18 protein-coding genes are annotated in these 16,225 nt (G+C 58.4%); 7 read left to right on the top strand and 11 right to left on the bottom strand.

Features of this window, described 5'->3' with window-relative positions:
• Positions 1-8 precede the first annotated feature (8 nt).
• Entirely contained in the window at positions 9-1,172 is a 1,164-nt protein-coding gene (locus ACR0AJ_RS07115) for a M20 aminoacylase family protein (RefSeq protein ID WP_480740457.1), read from the bottom strand.
• Positions 1,173-1,238: 66 nt separating this feature from the next.
• Here ACR0AJ_RS07115 and mazG point away from each other — a divergent pair, with 66 nt between their 5' ends.
• The 3 genes from mazG to ACR0AJ_RS07100 all read left to right on the top strand — a co-directional run bounded on the left by mazG (position 1,239) and on the right by ACR0AJ_RS07100 (position 3,547).
• Entirely contained in the window at positions 1,239-2,096 is an 858-nt protein-coding gene (gene mazG / locus ACR0AJ_RS07110; RefSeq protein ID WP_170348953.1) for a nucleoside triphosphate pyrophosphohydrolase, read from the top strand.
• Positions 2,097-2,159: 63 nt separating this feature from the next.
• The gene (locus ACR0AJ_RS07105) at positions 2,160-3,101 is read left to right on the top strand and encodes a nucleoside hydrolase (RefSeq protein ID WP_170396066.1); all 942 of its coding nucleotides are present in this window, start codon (positions 2,160-2,162) and stop codon (positions 3,099-3,101) included.
• The gene (locus tag ACR0AJ_RS07100) at positions 3,098-3,547 is read left to right on the top strand and encodes a GNAT family N-acetyltransferase (RefSeq protein WP_170348955.1); all 450 of its coding nucleotides are present in this window, start codon (positions 3,098-3,100) and stop codon (positions 3,545-3,547) included. The genes ACR0AJ_RS07105 and ACR0AJ_RS07100 overlap by 4 nt, the downstream gene beginning before the upstream one ends.
• Here ACR0AJ_RS07100 and ACR0AJ_RS07095 read toward each other — a convergent pair.
• The 8 genes from ACR0AJ_RS07095 to ACR0AJ_RS07060 form a co-directional block, all read right to left on the bottom strand.
• Positions 3,544-3,711, bottom strand: a complete 168-nt coding sequence (locus ACR0AJ_RS07095; RefSeq protein WP_165590747.1) for a hypothetical protein — start codon at positions 3,709-3,711, stop codon at positions 3,544-3,546. The two genes, ACR0AJ_RS07100 and ACR0AJ_RS07095, sit on opposite strands and share 4 nt — an antisense overlap.
• Positions 3,712-3,893: 182 nt before the next feature.
• Positions 3,894-4,400, bottom strand: a complete 507-nt coding sequence (locus ACR0AJ_RS07090) for a GNAT family N-acetyltransferase (protein ID WP_170358835.1) — start codon at positions 4,398-4,400, stop codon at positions 3,894-3,896.
• Between the two features lie 39 nt (positions 4,401-4,439).
• On the bottom strand, positions 4,440-5,717 hold the full coding sequence (gene eno / locus ACR0AJ_RS07085; RefSeq protein ID WP_170396072.1) for a phosphopyruvate hydratase: 1,278 nt from the start codon (positions 5,715-5,717) through the stop codon (positions 4,440-4,442).
• Positions 5,718-5,862: 145 nt separating this feature from the next.
• Entirely contained in the window at positions 5,863-6,744 is an 882-nt protein-coding gene (locus tag ACR0AJ_RS07080) for a DMT family transporter (protein WP_170348958.1), read from the bottom strand.
• Positions 6,745-6,877: 133 nt separating this feature from the next.
• Positions 6,878-7,291 carry a Fur family transcriptional regulator gene (locus ACR0AJ_RS07075; RefSeq protein ID WP_170348959.1) on the bottom strand — a complete coding sequence of 138 codons (414 nt, stop codon included), beginning with the start codon at positions 7,289-7,291 and terminating at the stop codon, positions 6,878-6,880.
• A gap of 73 nt (positions 7,292-7,364) precedes the next feature.
• A complete protein-coding gene (locus ACR0AJ_RS07070; protein WP_170348960.1) occupies positions 7,365-8,075 on the bottom strand; it encodes an endonuclease/exonuclease/phosphatase family protein in 711 nt (236 codons plus the stop codon).
• 39 nt (positions 8,076-8,114) lie between these two features.
• The gene (locus ACR0AJ_RS07065) at positions 8,115-8,480 is read right to left on the bottom strand and encodes a cupin domain-containing protein (RefSeq protein WP_170396078.1); all 366 of its coding nucleotides are present in this window, start codon (positions 8,478-8,480) and stop codon (positions 8,115-8,117) included.
• 155 nt (positions 8,481-8,635) lie between these two features.
• Positions 8,636-10,054: a protein adenylyltransferase SelO gene (locus ACR0AJ_RS07060; protein ID WP_170348962.1), complete on the bottom strand. Its 1,419-nt coding sequence runs from the start codon at positions 10,052-10,054 to the stop codon at positions 8,636-8,638.
• 87 nt (positions 10,055-10,141) lie between these two features.
• Between ACR0AJ_RS07060 and ACR0AJ_RS07055 the strand changes: the two genes are divergently transcribed.
• Together ACR0AJ_RS07055 and ACR0AJ_RS07050 are read left to right on the top strand one after the other, a co-directional pair.
• Positions 10,142-10,561, top strand: coding sequence for a cupin domain-containing protein (locus ACR0AJ_RS07055; RefSeq protein WP_480740453.1), 420 nt, complete (start codon positions 10,142-10,144; stop codon positions 10,559-10,561).
• Positions 10,562-10,564: 3 nt separating this feature from the next.
• Positions 10,565-11,452: a fatty acid desaturase gene (locus ACR0AJ_RS07050; RefSeq protein ID WP_480740452.1), complete on the top strand. Its 888-nt coding sequence runs from the start codon at positions 10,565-10,567 to the stop codon at positions 11,450-11,452.
• Between the two features lie 70 nt (positions 11,453-11,522).
• On the opposite strand, the gene ACR0AJ_RS07045 is transcribed toward ACR0AJ_RS07050, so the two are convergent.
• Both ACR0AJ_RS07045 and ACR0AJ_RS07040 read right to left on the bottom strand, forming a co-directional pair.
• Positions 11,523-12,209, bottom strand: coding sequence for a dimethylsulfonioproprionate lyase family protein (locus ACR0AJ_RS07045; protein ID WP_170348965.1), 687 nt, complete (start codon positions 12,207-12,209; stop codon positions 11,523-11,525).
• Positions 12,210-12,232: 23 nt separating this feature from the next.
• A complete protein-coding gene (locus ACR0AJ_RS07040; RefSeq protein WP_254428473.1) occupies positions 12,233-13,306 on the bottom strand; it encodes an anhydro-N-acetylmuramic acid kinase in 1,074 nt (357 codons plus the stop codon).
• Positions 13,307-13,549: 243 nt separating this feature from the next.
• On the opposite strand from ACR0AJ_RS07040, the gene ACR0AJ_RS07035 reads away from it, so the two are divergent.
• Complete coding sequence (locus ACR0AJ_RS07035; RefSeq protein ID WP_170348967.1) at positions 13,550-14,815, top strand: MFS transporter; 1,266 nt, start codon at positions 13,550-13,552, stop codon at positions 14,813-14,815.
• A gap of 92 nt (positions 14,816-14,907) precedes the next feature.
• Positions 14,908-16,155 carry a tyrosine--tRNA ligase gene (gene tyrS / locus ACR0AJ_RS07030; RefSeq protein WP_480646946.1) on the top strand — a complete coding sequence of 416 codons (1,248 nt, stop codon included), beginning with the start codon at positions 14,908-14,910 and terminating at the stop codon, positions 16,153-16,155.
• Positions 16,156-16,225 lie beyond the last annotated feature (70 nt).

Here is a 16,225-nt window from a genome sequence, read left to right as displayed (position 1 = left end):
TCCCCCCATCAGCCCAAAGGCTGCGCCTTTTCCACAATCCGTGCAAAGAACGAGGCGCCAACCGGCGCGATCTCGTCATTGAAGTTGTATTTGGGGTGGTGCAGCCCTGCGCCCTCACCCTGCCCCAGGAACAGATAGGCACCGGGACGTGCCTGTAACATATAGGAAAAATCCTCGGCCCCCATCTCACGCCCTGCGTTGGCGGTTACCTGGTCAGCGCCCGAGATGTCGCGCGCGACATCGGCTGCGAAACCAGCCTTTTCGGCGTCGTTTATCGTGGCGGGATAGTTCTTTTCATAGTCCAGCCGCGCCGTGACCCCATACGAGGTCGCCTGTCCCTGCACGATCTGTTCCATCCGCTCTATCACCATCTTCTGAACAGCAGGGTCAAACGTCCGGATTGTACCGTTGATGAAGGCCGTATCAGGGATCACATTGTTCACCGTTCCCGTGTGGATTTGCGTGACCGAGACCACCAGATCATCCAGCGCATAGTGGTTGCGGCTGACAATAGTCTGTATCGCTTGCGCGATACCACAGGCCGCCATCACCGGATCGCGTGTTTCATGCGGCATGGCGCCGTGACCTCCGACGCCTTGAATATGCACCTCAAACGTGTCCACCGCCGCCATGATCGGCCCCGGCGTGGTATAAAAAGACCCTTCGACAAATCCGGGCGCGTTGTGCAGCGCGTAGACCTGAGAGATGTTGAACCGGTCCATGATCCCCTCTTCGACCATGACACCGGCCCCGCCGCCCTCTTCTTCGGCGGGTTGAAAGATCAGCGCCACGCGACCGCGGAAATTTCGCGTCTCGGCCAGATAGCGGGCCGCACCCAGCAGCATCGTGGTGTGCCCGTCATGCCCGCAGGCGTGCATCTTGCCGGGGTTTTTGGACGCGTAAGATACGCCCGTCTCCTCAGGGATCGGCAAGGCGTCCATATCGGCGCGCAAGCCGATGGTCGGCCCCTCACCCTGCCCATTGATGATTGCCACTATGCCCGTCTTGGCAATGCCCTCATGCAGCTCATCCACACCGAACTCGCGCAGTCGGTCGGCGACGAAAGCAGATGTTTCGTGACATTCGAACTCCAGTTCGGGGATCGAATGCAGGTGCCGGCGCCATGCGGCCATATCGGCAGAGAAATCGGCAATTCGGTTGACGACGGGCATCTGGGGTGGACTCCTGATCCTGACTGCGGAATGGATGCATCTGACACCGGAACGAAAGGGTTCGCAATGGCCGAAAATCCTCTGATCCACGACAGCGAAGCGGGTATCGAGCGTTTGCTGGAAATCATGCGCCGCCTGCGCGACCCGGAATCAGGCTGCCCGTGGGATATCGAACAGGATTTCGCCACCATCGCCCCTTATACGATCGAAGAAGCCTATGAGGTCGCCGATGCCATCGAACGCAACGCCTATGACGAACTGAAGGGTGAGCTGGGTGACCTGCTGTTCCAGTCCGTCTTCCACGCGCAAATGGCTGAAGAGGCTGGACATTTCACTTTTCAGGACGTGGTGCGCACCATGTCGGACAAGATGGTCGACCGTCACCCGCATGTGTTCGGCGACGAATCCCGCGACAAATCTGCGGAACAGCAAACGGTGGATTGGGAAACCATCAAGGCAGCCGAGCGTGAGGGCAAGGAACAAAAAGGCGCTTTGGACGGAGTGGCCGCGAACCTGCCAGCCCTGTTGCGAGCCCATAAGCTGCAAAAACGCGCCGCCCGCGTGGGATTCGACTGGCCCGATGCCAGCCATGTACTCGCCAAGATCACCGAAGAGGCAGCTGAGCTGGAAGAGGCCCGCAACAGCATGGATACCGATGCGTTAGAGGACGAGTTTGGAGATTTGCTGTTCGTGATGGTCAATCTGGGCCGTCACCTGGGCATCGAACCCGAAGCCGCCCTGCGCCGTACCAACGCCAAGTTCACGCGGCGTTTCGAACAGGTCGAGGCACGTCTTGCCGCGCACGGGAAAACGCCGTCGCAAAGTGATTTGGCCGAAATGGATGCGCTGTGGGATGAGGTGAAGATCGAAGAGCACCGCGCCAATGGCAAACTCCCGCCTGTGGACGCCGCGACCGAGGCCTGAAACCGCTGGACAAGTGGGGTGACACTTGCGAGTGTCCGCGCTTCAAGACCCCGGAGGCAAATCATGGCACCGCGCAAGATCATTATCGACACTGACCCCGGTCAGGACGACGCTGTCGCAATCTTGCTGGCGTTGGCCAGCCCTGATGAGATCGACGTGCTGGGCATCACAGCTGTTGCCGGGAATGTGCCGCTGGAACTGACCGCCAAAAACGCGCGGATTGTTTGTGAACTGGCCGGGCATACGCATATCCCTGTTTACGCTGGATGCGACCGTCCGTTGAACCGCGCTTTGGTCACCGCGGAGCATGTGCATGGTAAGACCGGGCTGGACGGCCCTGTCCTGCCCGATCCGGAGATGCCGCTGGCTGATGGGCACGCGGTCGACTTCATCATCGACACCCTGCGCGCGCAGGAACCGGGAACGGTGACGCTCTGCCCGCTGGGGCCCTTGACCAATATCGCCACGGCCTTTCAGAAAGCGCCCGATATCGTCGAGCGCGTGCAGGAAATCGTGCTGATGGGCGGGGCGTATTTTGAGGTGGGCAACATCACGCCCACCGCTGAATTCAACATTTACGTTGATCCGGAAGCCGCTGAAATTGTGTTTAAATCCGGCGTTCATATCGTCGTGATGCCACTGGATGTCACCCATGACGCCTTAGTCACGAAACATCGCAACGATGCGTTCCGTGCACTCGATTCTAAAGTCGGCCATGCGGTTGCCGATATGACGGATTTTTTCGAACGCTTCGATAAAGAAAAATACGGCTCAGAGGGCGCGCCGCTGCACGACCCCTGCGTGACCGCATATCTGATCCGGCCCGAACTGTTCTCGGGCCGTCACGTCAATGTGCAGATCGAAACGCAATCCGACCTGACCCTTGGTATGACCGTCGCTGATTGGTGGCGCGTGACGGATCATCCCCCCAATGCCATGTTCATGGGGGAAATCGACGCTGATGGATTCTTTGACCTGCTAACAGAAAGGCTGGCCCGCCTATGAGCGCCGCGCTGAAACTCGCCCGTCCCACAGATCTGGATCGCCTGATGTCGCTGGTCGCGGCCTTTCACGCCGAGGCCGGAATTGAACAGGACGCCGATCAACGTCGCGAGGCTCTGGCCCCGCTTCTTGAGGGCATCCCCCACGGGTGCGTCTATCTGATCGGACCCGGCCGCGCGCCGCTGGGCTATATCGTGCTGACCTTCGGCTGGTCGGTCGAATTTGGCGGTATGGACGGCTTTGTCGACGAGATCTACATCCGCCCCGCAGTTCGTGGTCGCGGGATCGCCACCGAAGTCCTGCTGGACTTGCCCAAAGCCCTTGCCGGGGCAGGATTGACCGCATTGCATCTTGAGGTCGACCGGACCAATGAAGCCACACAAAGACTGTATCTGCGCACCGGTTTCAAAGCACGAGACCGCTATGTGCTGATGAGCAAGCCGCTTTAGCGCGCCTCAACGCCCATATCGAATCCAGGAATGTCCATATCCATCACCGGGTCAGTGGACGACGCCTGCATCCCCGATACCGGATAAGTCCCCGGCCCCGAGCAGGCCGCCAAAAATACAGTGCTGATCACTGAAACTACGAGAAGGAATTTCGAACCAGTCATGGTGTACCCCCTTTTCTGTAATCCAGTCACAATAGGCCAGCTCAAATTGAGACAAATAGGAAAAAGTTCACACATAACGCGAATTATGCTGAGAAATATTTAGGGTTATGTTTTTTCCACACGTTAACAACGAGAAAGCGGCGCAAAATAATTCGGCAAAAAGGTCTTTCTTATCCGTTCCGCTACAATTTCATCTCGAAAAACAGCAGATGACCCTCGGCGATTTCCGGAATCTCGGCGTATGCGTCCCGCAGAACGAACCCCATTGAGAGGTACAGTCGGGTCGCTGTCTGCAAGGGTTTGCCAGTGTCCATGCGGATCAGGTCAAACCCCTGCTGGCGACATTGCTGGATCAAAGACAGCATGATGGAACGACCTGCCCCCGTACCGCGGGCGCTGTCCTGAACGAATACGCGCTTGATCTCGGCCACGCCCGGCTCGATCGTGTGGAACATGCCACATCCAACGGGCTGATCACCGACCAGCGCAAGACGCGCGCCACCGTTCGGCGGGCTGTGTTCGGCCTCGATGGCCTCCATCACACGGGCATATTTATCCTGCGAATAGATGGTTTGAACAATACGTTGCGACTTTTCATCCAGCGTCAGGAGGAAATCGCGGTATTCCCAACACAAACGCCGGACCGCATCAAAGTGGTCCGGCGTTCTGGGTTCTATGATGCTAAGCAACTGCCGATCCTCGATAAGGTACGAGGATCAGATTAACACTCAGCGCTTAAGGATCGAAGCCCCGGCGTATTCGGCAACTTCGCCCAACGATTCCTCGATACGGATCAATTGGTTGTACTTGGCCAACCGGTCCGATCGCGCCAGCGAGCCGGTTTTGATCTGACCGCAATTCGTCGCCACGGCTAGATCGGCGATGGTGGCATCCTCGGTCTCGCCCGAACGGTGCGACATCACGTTGGTATAACCCGCGCGGTGCGCCATATCGACGGCGCGCAGGGTTTCGGTCAACGAGCCGATCTGGTTCACCTTGACCAGCATCGAATTGGCGCAGCCGCGGTCGATCCCTTCAGCCAGACGTTCGGGGTTGGTCACGAACAGGTCGTCGCCCACCAGTTGAACACGGTCACCGATGGCATCGGTCAGCGCCTTCCAGCCGTCCCAGTCATCTTCGGACATGCCGTCTTCGATTGAGATGATCGGATAGTCTTTGACCAGCGCCGCCAGATACTCGGCGTTTTCTTCGGAGGTTAGCGAGATATTCTCACCCGACAGAACGTATTTGCCGTCGCGATAGTATTCAGTGGCAGCGCAGTCCAGCGCCAGGTGGATTTCTTCACCGGGTTTGTAGCCAGCCTTTTCAATGGACTGCAGGATGAAATCCAACGCCTCGCGGGTGGATGCGATGTTGGGGGCAAAGCCGCCCTCGTCGCCTACGCCGGTGGCTAGACCAGCAGCCGATAATTCGCGTTTGAGGGTGTGGAAAACTTCGGACCCCATGCGCACGGCTTCGCGGATATTTGCGGCCGAAGTTGGCATGATCATGAATTCTTGAATATCGATCGGGTTGTCCGCGTGCTCACCCCCGTTGATGATGTTCATCATCGGCACTGGCAGAACACGAGCCGAGGTGCCACCCACATAACGATACAGAGGCTGCGTGGTGAAATCCGCCGCTGCCTTAGCCGTGGCCAGCGAAACACCCAGAATGGCATTGGCGCCAAGCCGACCCTTGTTCTCGGTTCCGTCCAGTTCGATCATGGCGCCATCGATGGCAACCTGCTCGGTGGCGTCAAAGCCGACCAGCTCCTCGGCAATCTCACCGTTCACGGCGGCGACGGCTTCAAGCACGCCCTTGCCCAAATAGCGCGATTTGTCACCGTCACGCTTTTCCACTGCTTCATAAGCGCCGGTCGACGCGCCCGAGGGCACAGCGGCGCGGCCCATGGTGCCGTCTTCCAGAATCACGTCGACCTCAACGGTCGGGTTGCCCCGGCTGTCCAGAATTTCGCGTGCGTGGATGTCGATAATGGTGCTCATGAGGCCCGTTCCTGTGGCTGCAATCAGTTGCACGCCTCATACCATCACCGGGCAAAAAGTAAACCAGTCATGTTATCGCTAACATGTATATTCCCGGCCCTTTAGGGCTAACAATTACCTGTTTGCGCCAACGTGCGACGATCCGTCAGGCTGCGACCGCCAGTTCACGGGCCAAACGGCGTTCGCGAATAAAGGTGTACATGCCCGACCCCATGATCAACGTGGCCCCGGCCAGCGTCATCAGGTCCGGGCGTTCACCGAACATCAGCATCCCCGCGGCGATCGAGAAGATCAGCCGGGTATAGCGGAAGGGCGTCAGGGCCGAAGCCTCACCAATCCGCATGGCGATGACGATGCCGTAATAACCGAGAAAACCAAAGCCAACGGCACCCAGATAGGGACCAATCTGCCAAGTATGTAAAGGCACAACGGGTTGTGCGGAAAACACCATCAACGCCACGCCAGCGAATGCCACGGCGACATAGGCCTGCAGGGCGACCACGGACGAGGCCACGCGAACATCCAGCTTACGGGTGATCAGGTCGCGCGCGGCGATGGCAAGCACACTGGCCACGACAAACAACGACTCGGGTTGAAACCCGGCCAGCCCGGGGCGGATGATCATCAGCACGCCGATGAAGCCGATGCCAATCGCGCTCCACCGTCGCCAGCCGACATGCTCGCCCAGAAACAGCGCGGCCCCCATGGTGACGGCCAGCGGCATCGCCTGAAACACGGCAGCCACGGTGGACAGATCGACCAGAGACAACGCGGTCACAAAACTCAGCGCACCAACCGCTTCGGTCCCGGCGCGCATCAGAGGCAGAGGCTGCCACGCCACCGGATCAAGGATACGTTTGCGCGTGGCCAACGACATCACGACAAAGGCCAGGCTGCAGATCACACCCAACACAACCATGATCTGACCGGTCGGCACTGTCACCGACAGATGCTTGATGAACATATCTTCAAGCGCAAAAGCCGCCATCGCGCCGACGACCAGCAAAATGCCGTGTACGTTGTTCATGATCGTGTCCGTTGAATCCTGCGGCCCCAATGCCGCTTTTCTCAGCAAAATCGCAAGTAAGCCGTTCAGGCAAGCATTATCCGCCCGGAAAGCATGAATTCCCGTGCGCCTGCGGTTCGCGTTTTGTGATGAATCAGTCCTGTTCCAGCGGCACGCCGTACAGTTCCAGCCGGTGGCCTTTCAGCTTATACCCCAGCTTGGCCGCGATCTTTTCCTGCAACACTTCGATCTCGGGATCGACGAATTCGATCACCTTGCCGGATTGCATGTCGATCAAATGGTCATGATGATCACGCTCAGCATCCTCATACCGTGCGCGCCCGTCACCGAATTCCAGCCGGTCAAGAATCCCCGCTTCTTCGAACAGTTTGACAGTGCGATAGACCGTGGCGATCGAGATGCCCGAATCCACTTTCGAGGCACGGGCATACAGTTCCTCAACATCCGGGTGATCCTCACTTTGTTGCAGCACCTGCGCGATTGTGCGGCGCTGCCCCGTCATGCGCAGGCCTTTTGCTTCGCAGCGGGCGATGATCGTATCGGACATAAGTGACCCTCAGAGTAGTTCGGGTTTCTGTCTTAATACGTCTGTGCGGATCACGCCACAGGGGAATTGCATCCTAGGCCACCCGTCGCAGGTCGGCCCAGATCGGCAGATGGTCAGATGCAATATGCGCAGGCCGCGCGTCATGCACGCCGTGCAGCACCGCCTCAAGCCCTGCGCCCAGCGCGATCCGGTCCAGCGCCCCCAGGGGCTGTGCGGCCGGAAAGCTTGGAACCGGTGCCAAAAAGCGCATATCCGGGGCCAGATGGTCCAACACAGGCTGGCGCGACCATTCGTTGAAGTCCCCGGCCCAGACGGTGGGCATGTTGTCCAGATCATCGTCAAAGCGGCGGATGTGCGTTATCTGCTGGCGCCGGGATGCGGGCAACAGGCCCAGATGCATTCCCATCACGCGCAGCGGCCCGATTTGGGTGTCGAATTCCACACGCACGGCTCCCCGCGGCTCCAGCCCTGGCAGGTCGTGGTGCCCGGTCTGCCGAACCTGAATCGAATTTCCGCGCCAGATCACAGCGTTTCCATGCCAGCCCAGACTGCCGGCCCCACCCAGATCGACGATCTGCCAGCCGGCCTCATCCAACATGAAATGTGGTAAGGCGGCAGGCCGGGGCGGCAAGCGTTTGTCGGCCTCTTGCAACACCACGATATCGGCCTGCATGCTGTCGATGACCTGCATGATACGCTGGGGCTGCCGCCGAAAATCCAGCCCCACACATTTCTGAATGTTATAGCTGGCGATACGCAGGGTTGATGGTTTGGTCATTGGCATCCTGTGTCTGACATCAAAGGTTCCTCGGCCACCCGGCCCCTATTTAAATTGTGTAATCATAAGGTTGGCGGGCTCACCCCCTTCTGCGGATGAGCTATGGCCTGTTCCCTTGACATCTTCGGCCCAAAACAAGTCACCCGTTTTGAAATCACGTATTTCGCCCGACCCCGCCTGAACACGGAACGTACCGGACAGAACCGTCGCAAGTTGGGGTTTCGGGGAACGGTGTTGAACCCCTTTCCACCCAGCAGGCAATGACAAGAAGGCAATACGCGCGGCATCGACCTCTTTTGAGACCAGAAACGGTGCGGCCGGGGGGGCAAAGGTCTTGAGCTCGAAATCAATCTCACGATTTTCAAAATAAGACACTCCGTCCGCGTCTTCCAACAAAATGGCGTAGCGCATTTTATGCTCCCTAAAACAAAACTGATTTTATCTGCAGTTCCCCCGGTTGCGTCCATTATGCAGCATTATGTGCCGATGGTAAGTCGCTTGGCATTATGTTCAGAAGAACGCCCACTAGACAGCTTAAAAACTAGACGTTCAAGTTTTGATATTCGCTATGTCCCACAGAACGTCGCGTGGACCACTTCGCTTTCGGCCGGCGGATGTGTTAGGTCGGTTGCGTCGGGTTGATCCTCATAGGCGCGGGCAAGCACCGCATTTAACCGATGGAACGGGGCAAAATCGCCTTGGACAGCAGCCTGTATCATCTGCTCGACCCGGTGGTTGCGCGGGATAAAGGCCGGGTTGGCGGCGTTCATCACCGTCTGCGGGTCATTTTCACGGGCCAGCCGAGCCTGCCAGCCGTCGGCCCATTCATCATAAGCTTCGGGGTTCACGAACTGATCGCGGGCCTTGTCACTGCCCAGCGCACGGAACGTATTGGTGAAATCGGCACTGTTATGCGCCATCCGGGTCAGCAGATCGGTGATCAACGCCTCGTCGCCCTTATCCTCGGTCGTCAAACCGATCTTGGCGCGGAAGCGGGCCAGCCATTCCTGTTGGATCAGTACCGGCATTGCATGCACGATCTCAGTGGCCTCTTGAACGGCGGCTTCGGGGTCCTCGACCTGCTGAATCAAAGAGGTCGCCAATTGCGCCAGGTTCCATACGGCGATGTCCGGCTGATTGGAATAGGCGTATCGTCCCATTCGGTCGATTGAACTGAAGACCGTATTCGGGTGATAGATGTCCATGAAGGCACAAGGCCCATAGTCGATGGTCTCGCCAGCGATCGAGAAGTTATCGGTGTTCATCACCCCGTGGATAAACCCGACGCTCATCCATTGCGCAATCAGCCGCGCCTGCGCGTCCCGGACCGCGCGCAGCAGGCCCATTGGACCTTCGGCCTGCGGATAGTGTCGGGCGATGGCGTATTCGGTCAGCCGCTTCAAGCTGTCGACCTGCCGTCTTGCGGCAAACACCTGAAACGTCCCCACACGCAGATGGCTTTGCGCCACGCGGGTCAGCACCGCGCCCGGCATCGGGCCTTCGCGCAAGACGATCTCTCCTGTCTCAACCGCAGCCAGCGCACGGGTGGTCGGGATGCCCAGTGCGTGCATCGCCTCGGATACCACGTATTCGCGCAGAACTGGCCCAAGCCACGCACGGCCATCGCCCTGGCGGCTGAACGGGGTTTGTCCCGAGCCCTTCAACTGAATATCCCGCCGCACGCCGTCTGTTCCGATCGTCTCACCCAGCAATACCGCACGCCCATCGCCGAGCTGCGGGTTGTAGGTGCCGAACTGATGGCCGGAATAAAGCTGAGCAATCGGCTCGGCCCCTTCAGGCAGGGCATTCCCGGCGAAAACCTCGGCCATTTCCTGCACATCGCCCGGAGTTACCCCCAGAACGCGGGCCAGATCTTCATTAAACGCAATCAAACGCGGAGCGCGCACCGGCACCGGCACTTGCCGGGCGAAAAAAGTTTTGGGAAGACGGGCATAGCTGTTGTCAAACGGGATATTCAAGGTCATGCGGCAAACATATGGTGGATACACGTAAATACCATAGCGGATCGCACGCCTGCGTGCATAATCACCACAACCAAGCAAGAGGCCCTAATGACCGCGCAAGAGATCATCGACCACCTTCAGTTGCAGCGCCACCCCGAGGGCGGTTGGTTCCGCGAAACTTGGCGGGCCGATAACGAAGGCCGCGCCACCGGCACATGCATCTATTTCCTGTTGCAGGCTGGCGAACACAGCCACTGGCACCGCGTCGATGCGACCGAAATCTGGCTGTATCACGCCGGTGCGCCACTGACCCTGTCCCTCAGCGCTACCGATGACGGCCCTGCCAACGATCACCTGCTGACCCCCGACCTGACCAAAGGCGCGCCACAATTGATCGTACCCACGAACCACTGGCAATCAGCGCGGTCGACTGGAGAGTACACTCTGGTCAGTTGCACCGTCTCACCCGGGTTCGAATTCGACGGCTTTGTGTTGGCCGCGCCGGAATTCGATATCGCGCGCGGGTAAACCGTGGACCACCGCGCGCTCATAGCGTCGATCCCGCCCGAGGCGAAAGAAAGGCTTCAGCTCCGATCTGACGCCGCTGGGCTGAAGCATTTGGCGGCGTATGGCATAGTACTGGCGGGCACCTCGGCCTGTATCGCATTGCGGGTGCCGCTTTGGCCTCTGTTTATCCTTCCCCAAGGCATCCTTCTGGTTTTCCTGTTTACGCTCAGTCACGAGTGTACGCACAAGACACCGTTTCGCAGTGGCTGGTTGAACGATGTCATCGGGCATCTGGTTTCGATCCCTACCGCCCTGCCCTTTACGTGGTTTCGGTATTTCCATCTGGCCCATCACAAATGGACCAACCACCCGGAAAAAGACCCGGAGCTGGGTGGCAAACCACGACCCGGGAATTGGCGGGACCTGCTGATTTACCTAAGCGGATGGCCGTATTGGAGCGGGATGGCAAAGGTTCTGATGCAAAACGCTTTTGGCCGGATCGACGCGCCCTACCTGCCTGCCCGCCAACACCGCGCCATGCGTATTGAGGCGCGGCTATTGCTGGTTCTCTACGTCCTTGTCGGTCTCAGCCTGCTCTATTCTTCAGTATTGTTCTGGCTATGGATTCTACCGGTGCTGATCGCGCAACCCTTCTTGCGCCTCTATCTATTAGCCGAACATGGCCTCTGCCCCTCAGTCGCCAATATGCTCGAGAACTCTCGCACCACTTTCACCAACCGCATCGTCCGGTTTCTGGCCTGGAATATGCCCTACCACGCCGAGCACCATGCGTTTCCCAACGTGCCGTTCCATCAATTGCCCGCGCTGCACGATTGGACCCGGGCACATTTGAAATCGACTTCTGAGGGGTATTCCGATTTTTCACTGGATTACATGAAATCCCTGAAGTGAAAATCCGTCTTCCAGTGACCCTGTGACCTCCGACAAAAAAGCTGGTCAAAGTCACCCCCTATCCAACCGTTTAATTGGATGGGGTCAGGACAGGAGGCGTATCGAAACGGTTGCGCCAGGCCACAAGGCACAATATCGGATCGTCCTGCGTTTCCATTGCATGCGGCTGATTGCTTTCGTGATACATAGTGCCGCCTTCGCCGAGGTTTTCACTCGGACAGCCCTCGCGATTGAACACGCCAGTTCCTGAAATCACCATGTACATTTCTTCTGCTGGATGATGATGCCACGGATAGTAAAGCTGAGGCGGCATGTGAACAATCCAAAGCCAGAGTTTGTTCGATAAGAACGGCCCTCCTGCTCCGACGATGGAATAACATCCAAAATTATTCAGGAAACAATCGCCGATATCTGTGTATTTGTAGGTCTCTCGCCAAACCGCGTAAGGTGCTGCGTTTACGATCGCATCCTGCAGGCGAGCATAGGTTTGTGATACCAGCCCCGCCTCCTGCTGCAACACGTCGCCACACGGGAGATGATATGGCTCAATCTCCTGCCTTTGAATGTCATCTGGAAACGGTGCGAACGACGTCATCTGGGGATGGCTGACATATGCATCCCGAGCTTGTTGCAGTAGATTCTGGTAGACGCCTTCTTTGCTCATAAAGAGCGAGGATAACCAGTTTTCAGACTTGGGTTTGTCTGCATGCGACATCGAATGCAAATTTTGCTGCCGAGCGACACGAAAGCCTATCATCTGAGGTTCCAGCCAAATTCCCTTCAGCCAGCAGCACCCATCGAAACCGTACTGACAACTCCTCCCCCGACAAGAGCTTTAACCCCAGTTGTTCCAGGGCATGATGTCGGCAACCCACGTGCCACGCGTACTGCGAGATAGGCGAAGGCCTGTGCCTCGAGCATGTCGCCGTCCAACCCTACCGCTTCGACCGGCTCGACCGGGCAGTCCAGTGCGACGCGCAGCATCTCCATCAGCACCGGGTTATGCCGCCCGCCGCCAGTGACCAGAAGACGCGCAGGCGGTTTGGGGCAATGTTCCATCCCCTGCAGCACGCCCGCCGCACACATGCCGGTCAGTGTGGCCACCGCGTCGGCGTCGTTTAGCTCCTGAACCAACCGGATCATCTCGGCAAAGTCGTTCCGGTCAAGAGACTTAGGGGGCATTCGGGTAAAGTAAGGCTCAGCCAGAAACAGTTCGAGCGCGCCCATCTCGACCGTGCCGCCACGCGCAACCGCACCATCGCGGTCCATCGGCAGGCCCAGACGCGCCTGCATCAGGTCATCAACGGGTGCATTGGCGGGACCGGTGTCAAAGGCCAGCAGAGCTCCGGGCGCTTCCGGGCCGTCAAAGCCGGGGTCCACATAAGTCAGGTTTCCCACCCCGCCGAGGTTCAAAAAACACAGCGGTTGGGTCGCCCCGATCCATTTAGCGCAGGCAAAGTGAAAGAATGGTGCTAGGGGCGCACCTTCCCCCCCCATCGCCACGTCGTCACTGCGGAAATCCCAGACGACCGGCACGCCTAAAGCCTGCGCCAACCCCTTGCCGTCGCCCACTTGTAACGTACCCCGCCCATGTGGTTCGTGCGCCAGAGTTTGCCCGTGAAAGCCGATCAGATCGATCTCTTCAAATTCCGAGAGCGCCTCGGCGTGCGCAATGGTAACCAGCTCAGCCGCCTTGTCCACGTCCGGGCCGTGCCATTGACCCAGCGCCGCGCGCAGATCGCTGCGCTCGGCCTCGGTATAGGCGCGATAGCCGCTTGGGCCAAAACCGATGATGTGATGCCCATCGGTTTCCACCACCGCAGCATCCACACCGTCCAGCGACGTGCCAGACATTGCACCCAGGGCTTTGATCGGCCCGCCTTTCCTGATGGCCCGGTTCACGCTCACCTCATTTATCTTGTTTTATGGCGCTCAACCTGCCTGTTCATCGCCCCACTAGGCAAGTCACATCACGCGGTCCACGTGCTTTTTTGCTACAACCTGCGCGCCTGCAACCACAACACGAGCGACGGGACGGTTGCACCGGCGCACGGCCTGAGTAAGCATTGCGACCAACTGCACCCTAAACGGACGACCATGACGGACACACAGACACCCAACCAGCCCGCGCAGGGGCGCAATTACCAGCTTATCTTTTGGTCAGGGTCACTGGCCACAATTGGCGGGCAGCTGGTGAACCCCAATCTGGTGCTGCCCTTCCTGTATCTGGCCTTGGGGGCGCCTACGTTTTTCGCGGGCCTGTTGCTGCCCTTCGTGACCGGATCGCGCCTGATTGCCGAGATTTTCATGTCTCCGTTCATCAACCGGGTGACCCGCGCGAAACTGGCGGTTTACGTGCCGAACATCCTGACGGCCGCCATTCTGTCGGTCGTGGCATTGTTCGCAACAAACCTCCCCAATCTTCTGATTGTGTTACTATTTCTGACAACCGCGGTTGTAATGGGACTGTGCCAAGGGATCACCAGTCTGGGCACCAGCCAAATCTATGGCATCTCGGTGCCCGAGGCGAAACGAAATCGGATGGTGTTTGCACAGGCCACAATCTCAGGCATTCTGGCCATTCTTGTGGTCTGGGTGACGCGCGATCTGCTGGCCTCGGATGAACCAATGCAGCGCCACATCGTCGTCCTGTGGTGCGGCGTTGTCGCCATGTTCGCCGCCGGCGTCAGCTTTGCCGGTGTCCGGCTGCTGGAACAAGAGCAAGCCCGTGCCCCCGCACCCAAAAGCAAACCCAAACCGCTGGCTGAGTTGGTGACCGGTTTCAAAACCGGAATGGCTTATTCGTGGTATCGCAAGTTTCTAACGGCGCGTCTGATCTTTGTCTCGGTTGAACTGGCCATGCCGTTTTACACAATCCACGCTGCGACCTTTCACGTGGGCACCAAACACTCACTCAGCTATTTCGTGATGGCCGCCAGTCTTGGTATGGTGCTGGGCTCGATCCTGTGGGGTTGGCTCAGCGGTCGGATCTCGGTCAAGCCGGTGATGTGGCTGGGGTGCTTGATCTCGGCAGTTTCAGCCATACTGGCGCTGGCCTTCACATTCCTTGGCTATGCGCAGAACGTCTGGGTTTATGCGCTGGTCATCCTGCTGCTGTCACTGGGCGGGAATGGCGTCATTTATGGCCGCTATCTCTATATCATTGAAAAGACATCGGAACAGGAGCGTCCCTACCTGGTCGCCCTTGGCGATGTTAGTGCCGGACTGATCGGCATGGTCTTTGCTGCGATCCTGGGCGCGGTGGCACATCTGCACGATCCAATCACCCCGATCTTTGCACTGGCCGCGCTGAACCTGATCGCAATGCTCTATGCGTTGCGCCTGCCTCCGGTCAAAAGCTGACACTGCCCACGTTTTTCTTGGAAATGGTGGCTTTTCCTTGCCCAAAGCGACGCCTATACAGTGCCCCGCAACATCAACCCAAAGGGCACGATATGACCTACCACCCCAAATCGGATTTCATCGCCACGATGATCGAGCGCGGCTTTCTCGCCGACTGCACCGATTATCAGGGCCTTGACGAAGCGCTGATCAGTGGGTGCAAGCCGGCCTATATCGGCTTTGATGCGACGGCAAAATCGTTGCATGTGGGCAGCCTGATCCAAATCATGATGCTGCGCTGGTTCCAGAAAACCGGCCATCAGCCGATCACCCTGATGGGCGGCGGCACCACCAAGGTGGGCGATCCGTCGTTCCGCGCGGATGAACGTCCCCTGTTGGGGCCCGAACAGATCGACGAAAACATCGCGGGCATCAAAAAGGTGTTCTCGGCCTATATCGACTATGACAGTGACGCCGAAAACAAAGCTCTGATGCTGAACAATGCCGAGTGGCTGGACGACCTGAACTACCTCGATTTCCTGCGGGACATCGGGCGGCACTTCTCGGTCAACCGCATGCTTTCGTTTGAGTCCGTGAAATCGCGGCTGGATCGAGAACAATCGCTCAGCTTCCTCGAATTCAACTACATGATCCTGCAGGCTTATGATTTCCTTGAGCTGAACCGCCGCTATGGCTGCGTTCTGCAGATGGGCGGCTCGGATCAGTGGGGCAATATCGTCAATGGGATCGACCTAACCCGCCGCGTGCTGGATCACGAGATTTACGGTCTGACCTCGCCCCTGTTGACCACCAGCGACGGCAAGAAGATGGGCAAATCTCAGGACGGTGCCGTGTGGCTGAACGCCGAGATGCGCTCGCCCTACGAATTCTGGCAGTTCTGGCGCAACACCACCGATGCGGATGTCGGGCGGTTCCTGAAGCTCTACACCGAAATGCCGGTGGATGAGTGCGAGCGCCTGGGCGCGCTGCAAGGGTCCGAAATCAATGAGGCCAAGATCCGTCTTGCCAACGAGGTGACCACCCTTGCCCACGGTGCTTTAGCCGCTGCGACTGCCGAGGCCACCGCACGCGAAGTGTTTGAGAGAGGGGGCGTTGGGGATGACCTGCCGACCGTGATCGTCGGCGAGGGCACCCTCCCAATCTCGATCGTGCAATTGTTCGTCATTTCCGGTCTCGCGAAGTCGGGCAAAGAGGCCAAACGCCTGATTGCTGAAAACGGCGCCAAAGTGGACGATGCCCCTTTGACGGATGCGGGCCTGATGATCGACGCAGGCGCTCTGTCCTCACCCGTCAAATTGAGCGCAGGCAAGAAGCGGCACGCCTTGGTCCGGCTGGCCTAAACTGTTCCAACACGGCTAACGGCCACCCAATTGGGTGGCCGTTTTCGTTTCAGGCGCTGACGCGCAGGTG

Source organism: Ruegeria sp. CJ9, from assembly GCF_056536625.1.
This window is presented reverse-complemented; position numbering and strand designations above follow the sequence as displayed.

Bases quoted from the DNA above. Each gene is read 5' to 3' on its own strand.
- tyrS (WP_480646946.1), top strand. From the start codon at position 14,908: ATGACCTACCACCCCAAATCGGATTTCATCGCCACGATGATCGAGCGC.
- ACR0AJ_RS07095 (WP_165590747.1), bottom strand. From the start codon at position 3,711: ATGACTGGTTCGAAATTCCTTCTCGTAGTTTCAGTGATCAGCACTGTA.
- ACR0AJ_RS07070 (WP_170348960.1), bottom strand. From the start codon at position 8,075: ATGCCAATGACCAAACCATCAACCCTGCGTATCGCCAGCTATAACATT.
- ACR0AJ_RS07105 (WP_170396066.1), top strand. From the start codon at position 2,160: ATGGCACCGCGCAAGATCATTATCGACACTGACCCCGGTCAGGACGAC.
- ACR0AJ_RS07080 (WP_170348958.1), bottom strand. From the start codon at position 6,744: ATGAACAACGTACACGGCATTTTGCTGGTCGTCGGCGCGATGGCGGCT.
- eno (WP_170396072.1), bottom strand. From the start codon at position 5,717: ATGAGCACCATTATCGACATCCACGCACGCGAAATTCTGGACAGCCGG.
- ACR0AJ_RS07075 (WP_170348959.1), bottom strand. From the start codon at position 7,291: ATGTCCGATACGATCATCGCCCGCTGCGAAGCAAAAGGCCTGCGCATG.
- ACR0AJ_RS07035 (WP_170348967.1), top strand. From the start codon at position 13,550: ATGACGGACACACAGACACCCAACCAGCCCGCGCAGGGGCGCAATTAC.
- ACR0AJ_RS07060 (WP_170348962.1), bottom strand. From the start codon at position 10,054: ATGACCTTGAATATCCCGTTTGACAACAGCTATGCCCGTCTTCCCAAA.
- mazG (WP_170348953.1), top strand. From the start codon at position 1,239: ATGGCCGAAAATCCTCTGATCCACGACAGCGAAGCGGGTATCGAGCGT.
- ACR0AJ_RS07040 (WP_254428473.1), bottom strand. From the start codon at position 13,306: ATGTCTGGCACGTCGCTGGACGGTGTGGATGCTGCGGTGGTGGAAACC.
- ACR0AJ_RS07115 (WP_480740457.1), bottom strand. From the start codon at position 1,172: ATGCCCGTCGTCAACCGAATTGCCGATTTCTCTGCCGATATGGCCGCA.
- ACR0AJ_RS07055 (WP_480740453.1), top strand. From the start codon at position 10,142: ATGACCGCGCAAGAGATCATCGACCACCTTCAGTTGCAGCGCCACCCC.
- ACR0AJ_RS07100 (WP_170348955.1), top strand. From the start codon at position 3,098: ATGAGCGCCGCGCTGAAACTCGCCCGTCCCACAGATCTGGATCGCCTG.
- ACR0AJ_RS07045 (WP_170348965.1), bottom strand. From the start codon at position 12,209: ATGATAGGCTTTCGTGTCGCTCGGCAGCAAAATTTGCATTCGATGTCG.
- ACR0AJ_RS07065 (WP_170396078.1), bottom strand. From the start codon at position 8,480: ATGCGCTACGCCATTTTGTTGGAAGACGCGGACGGAGTGTCTTATTTT.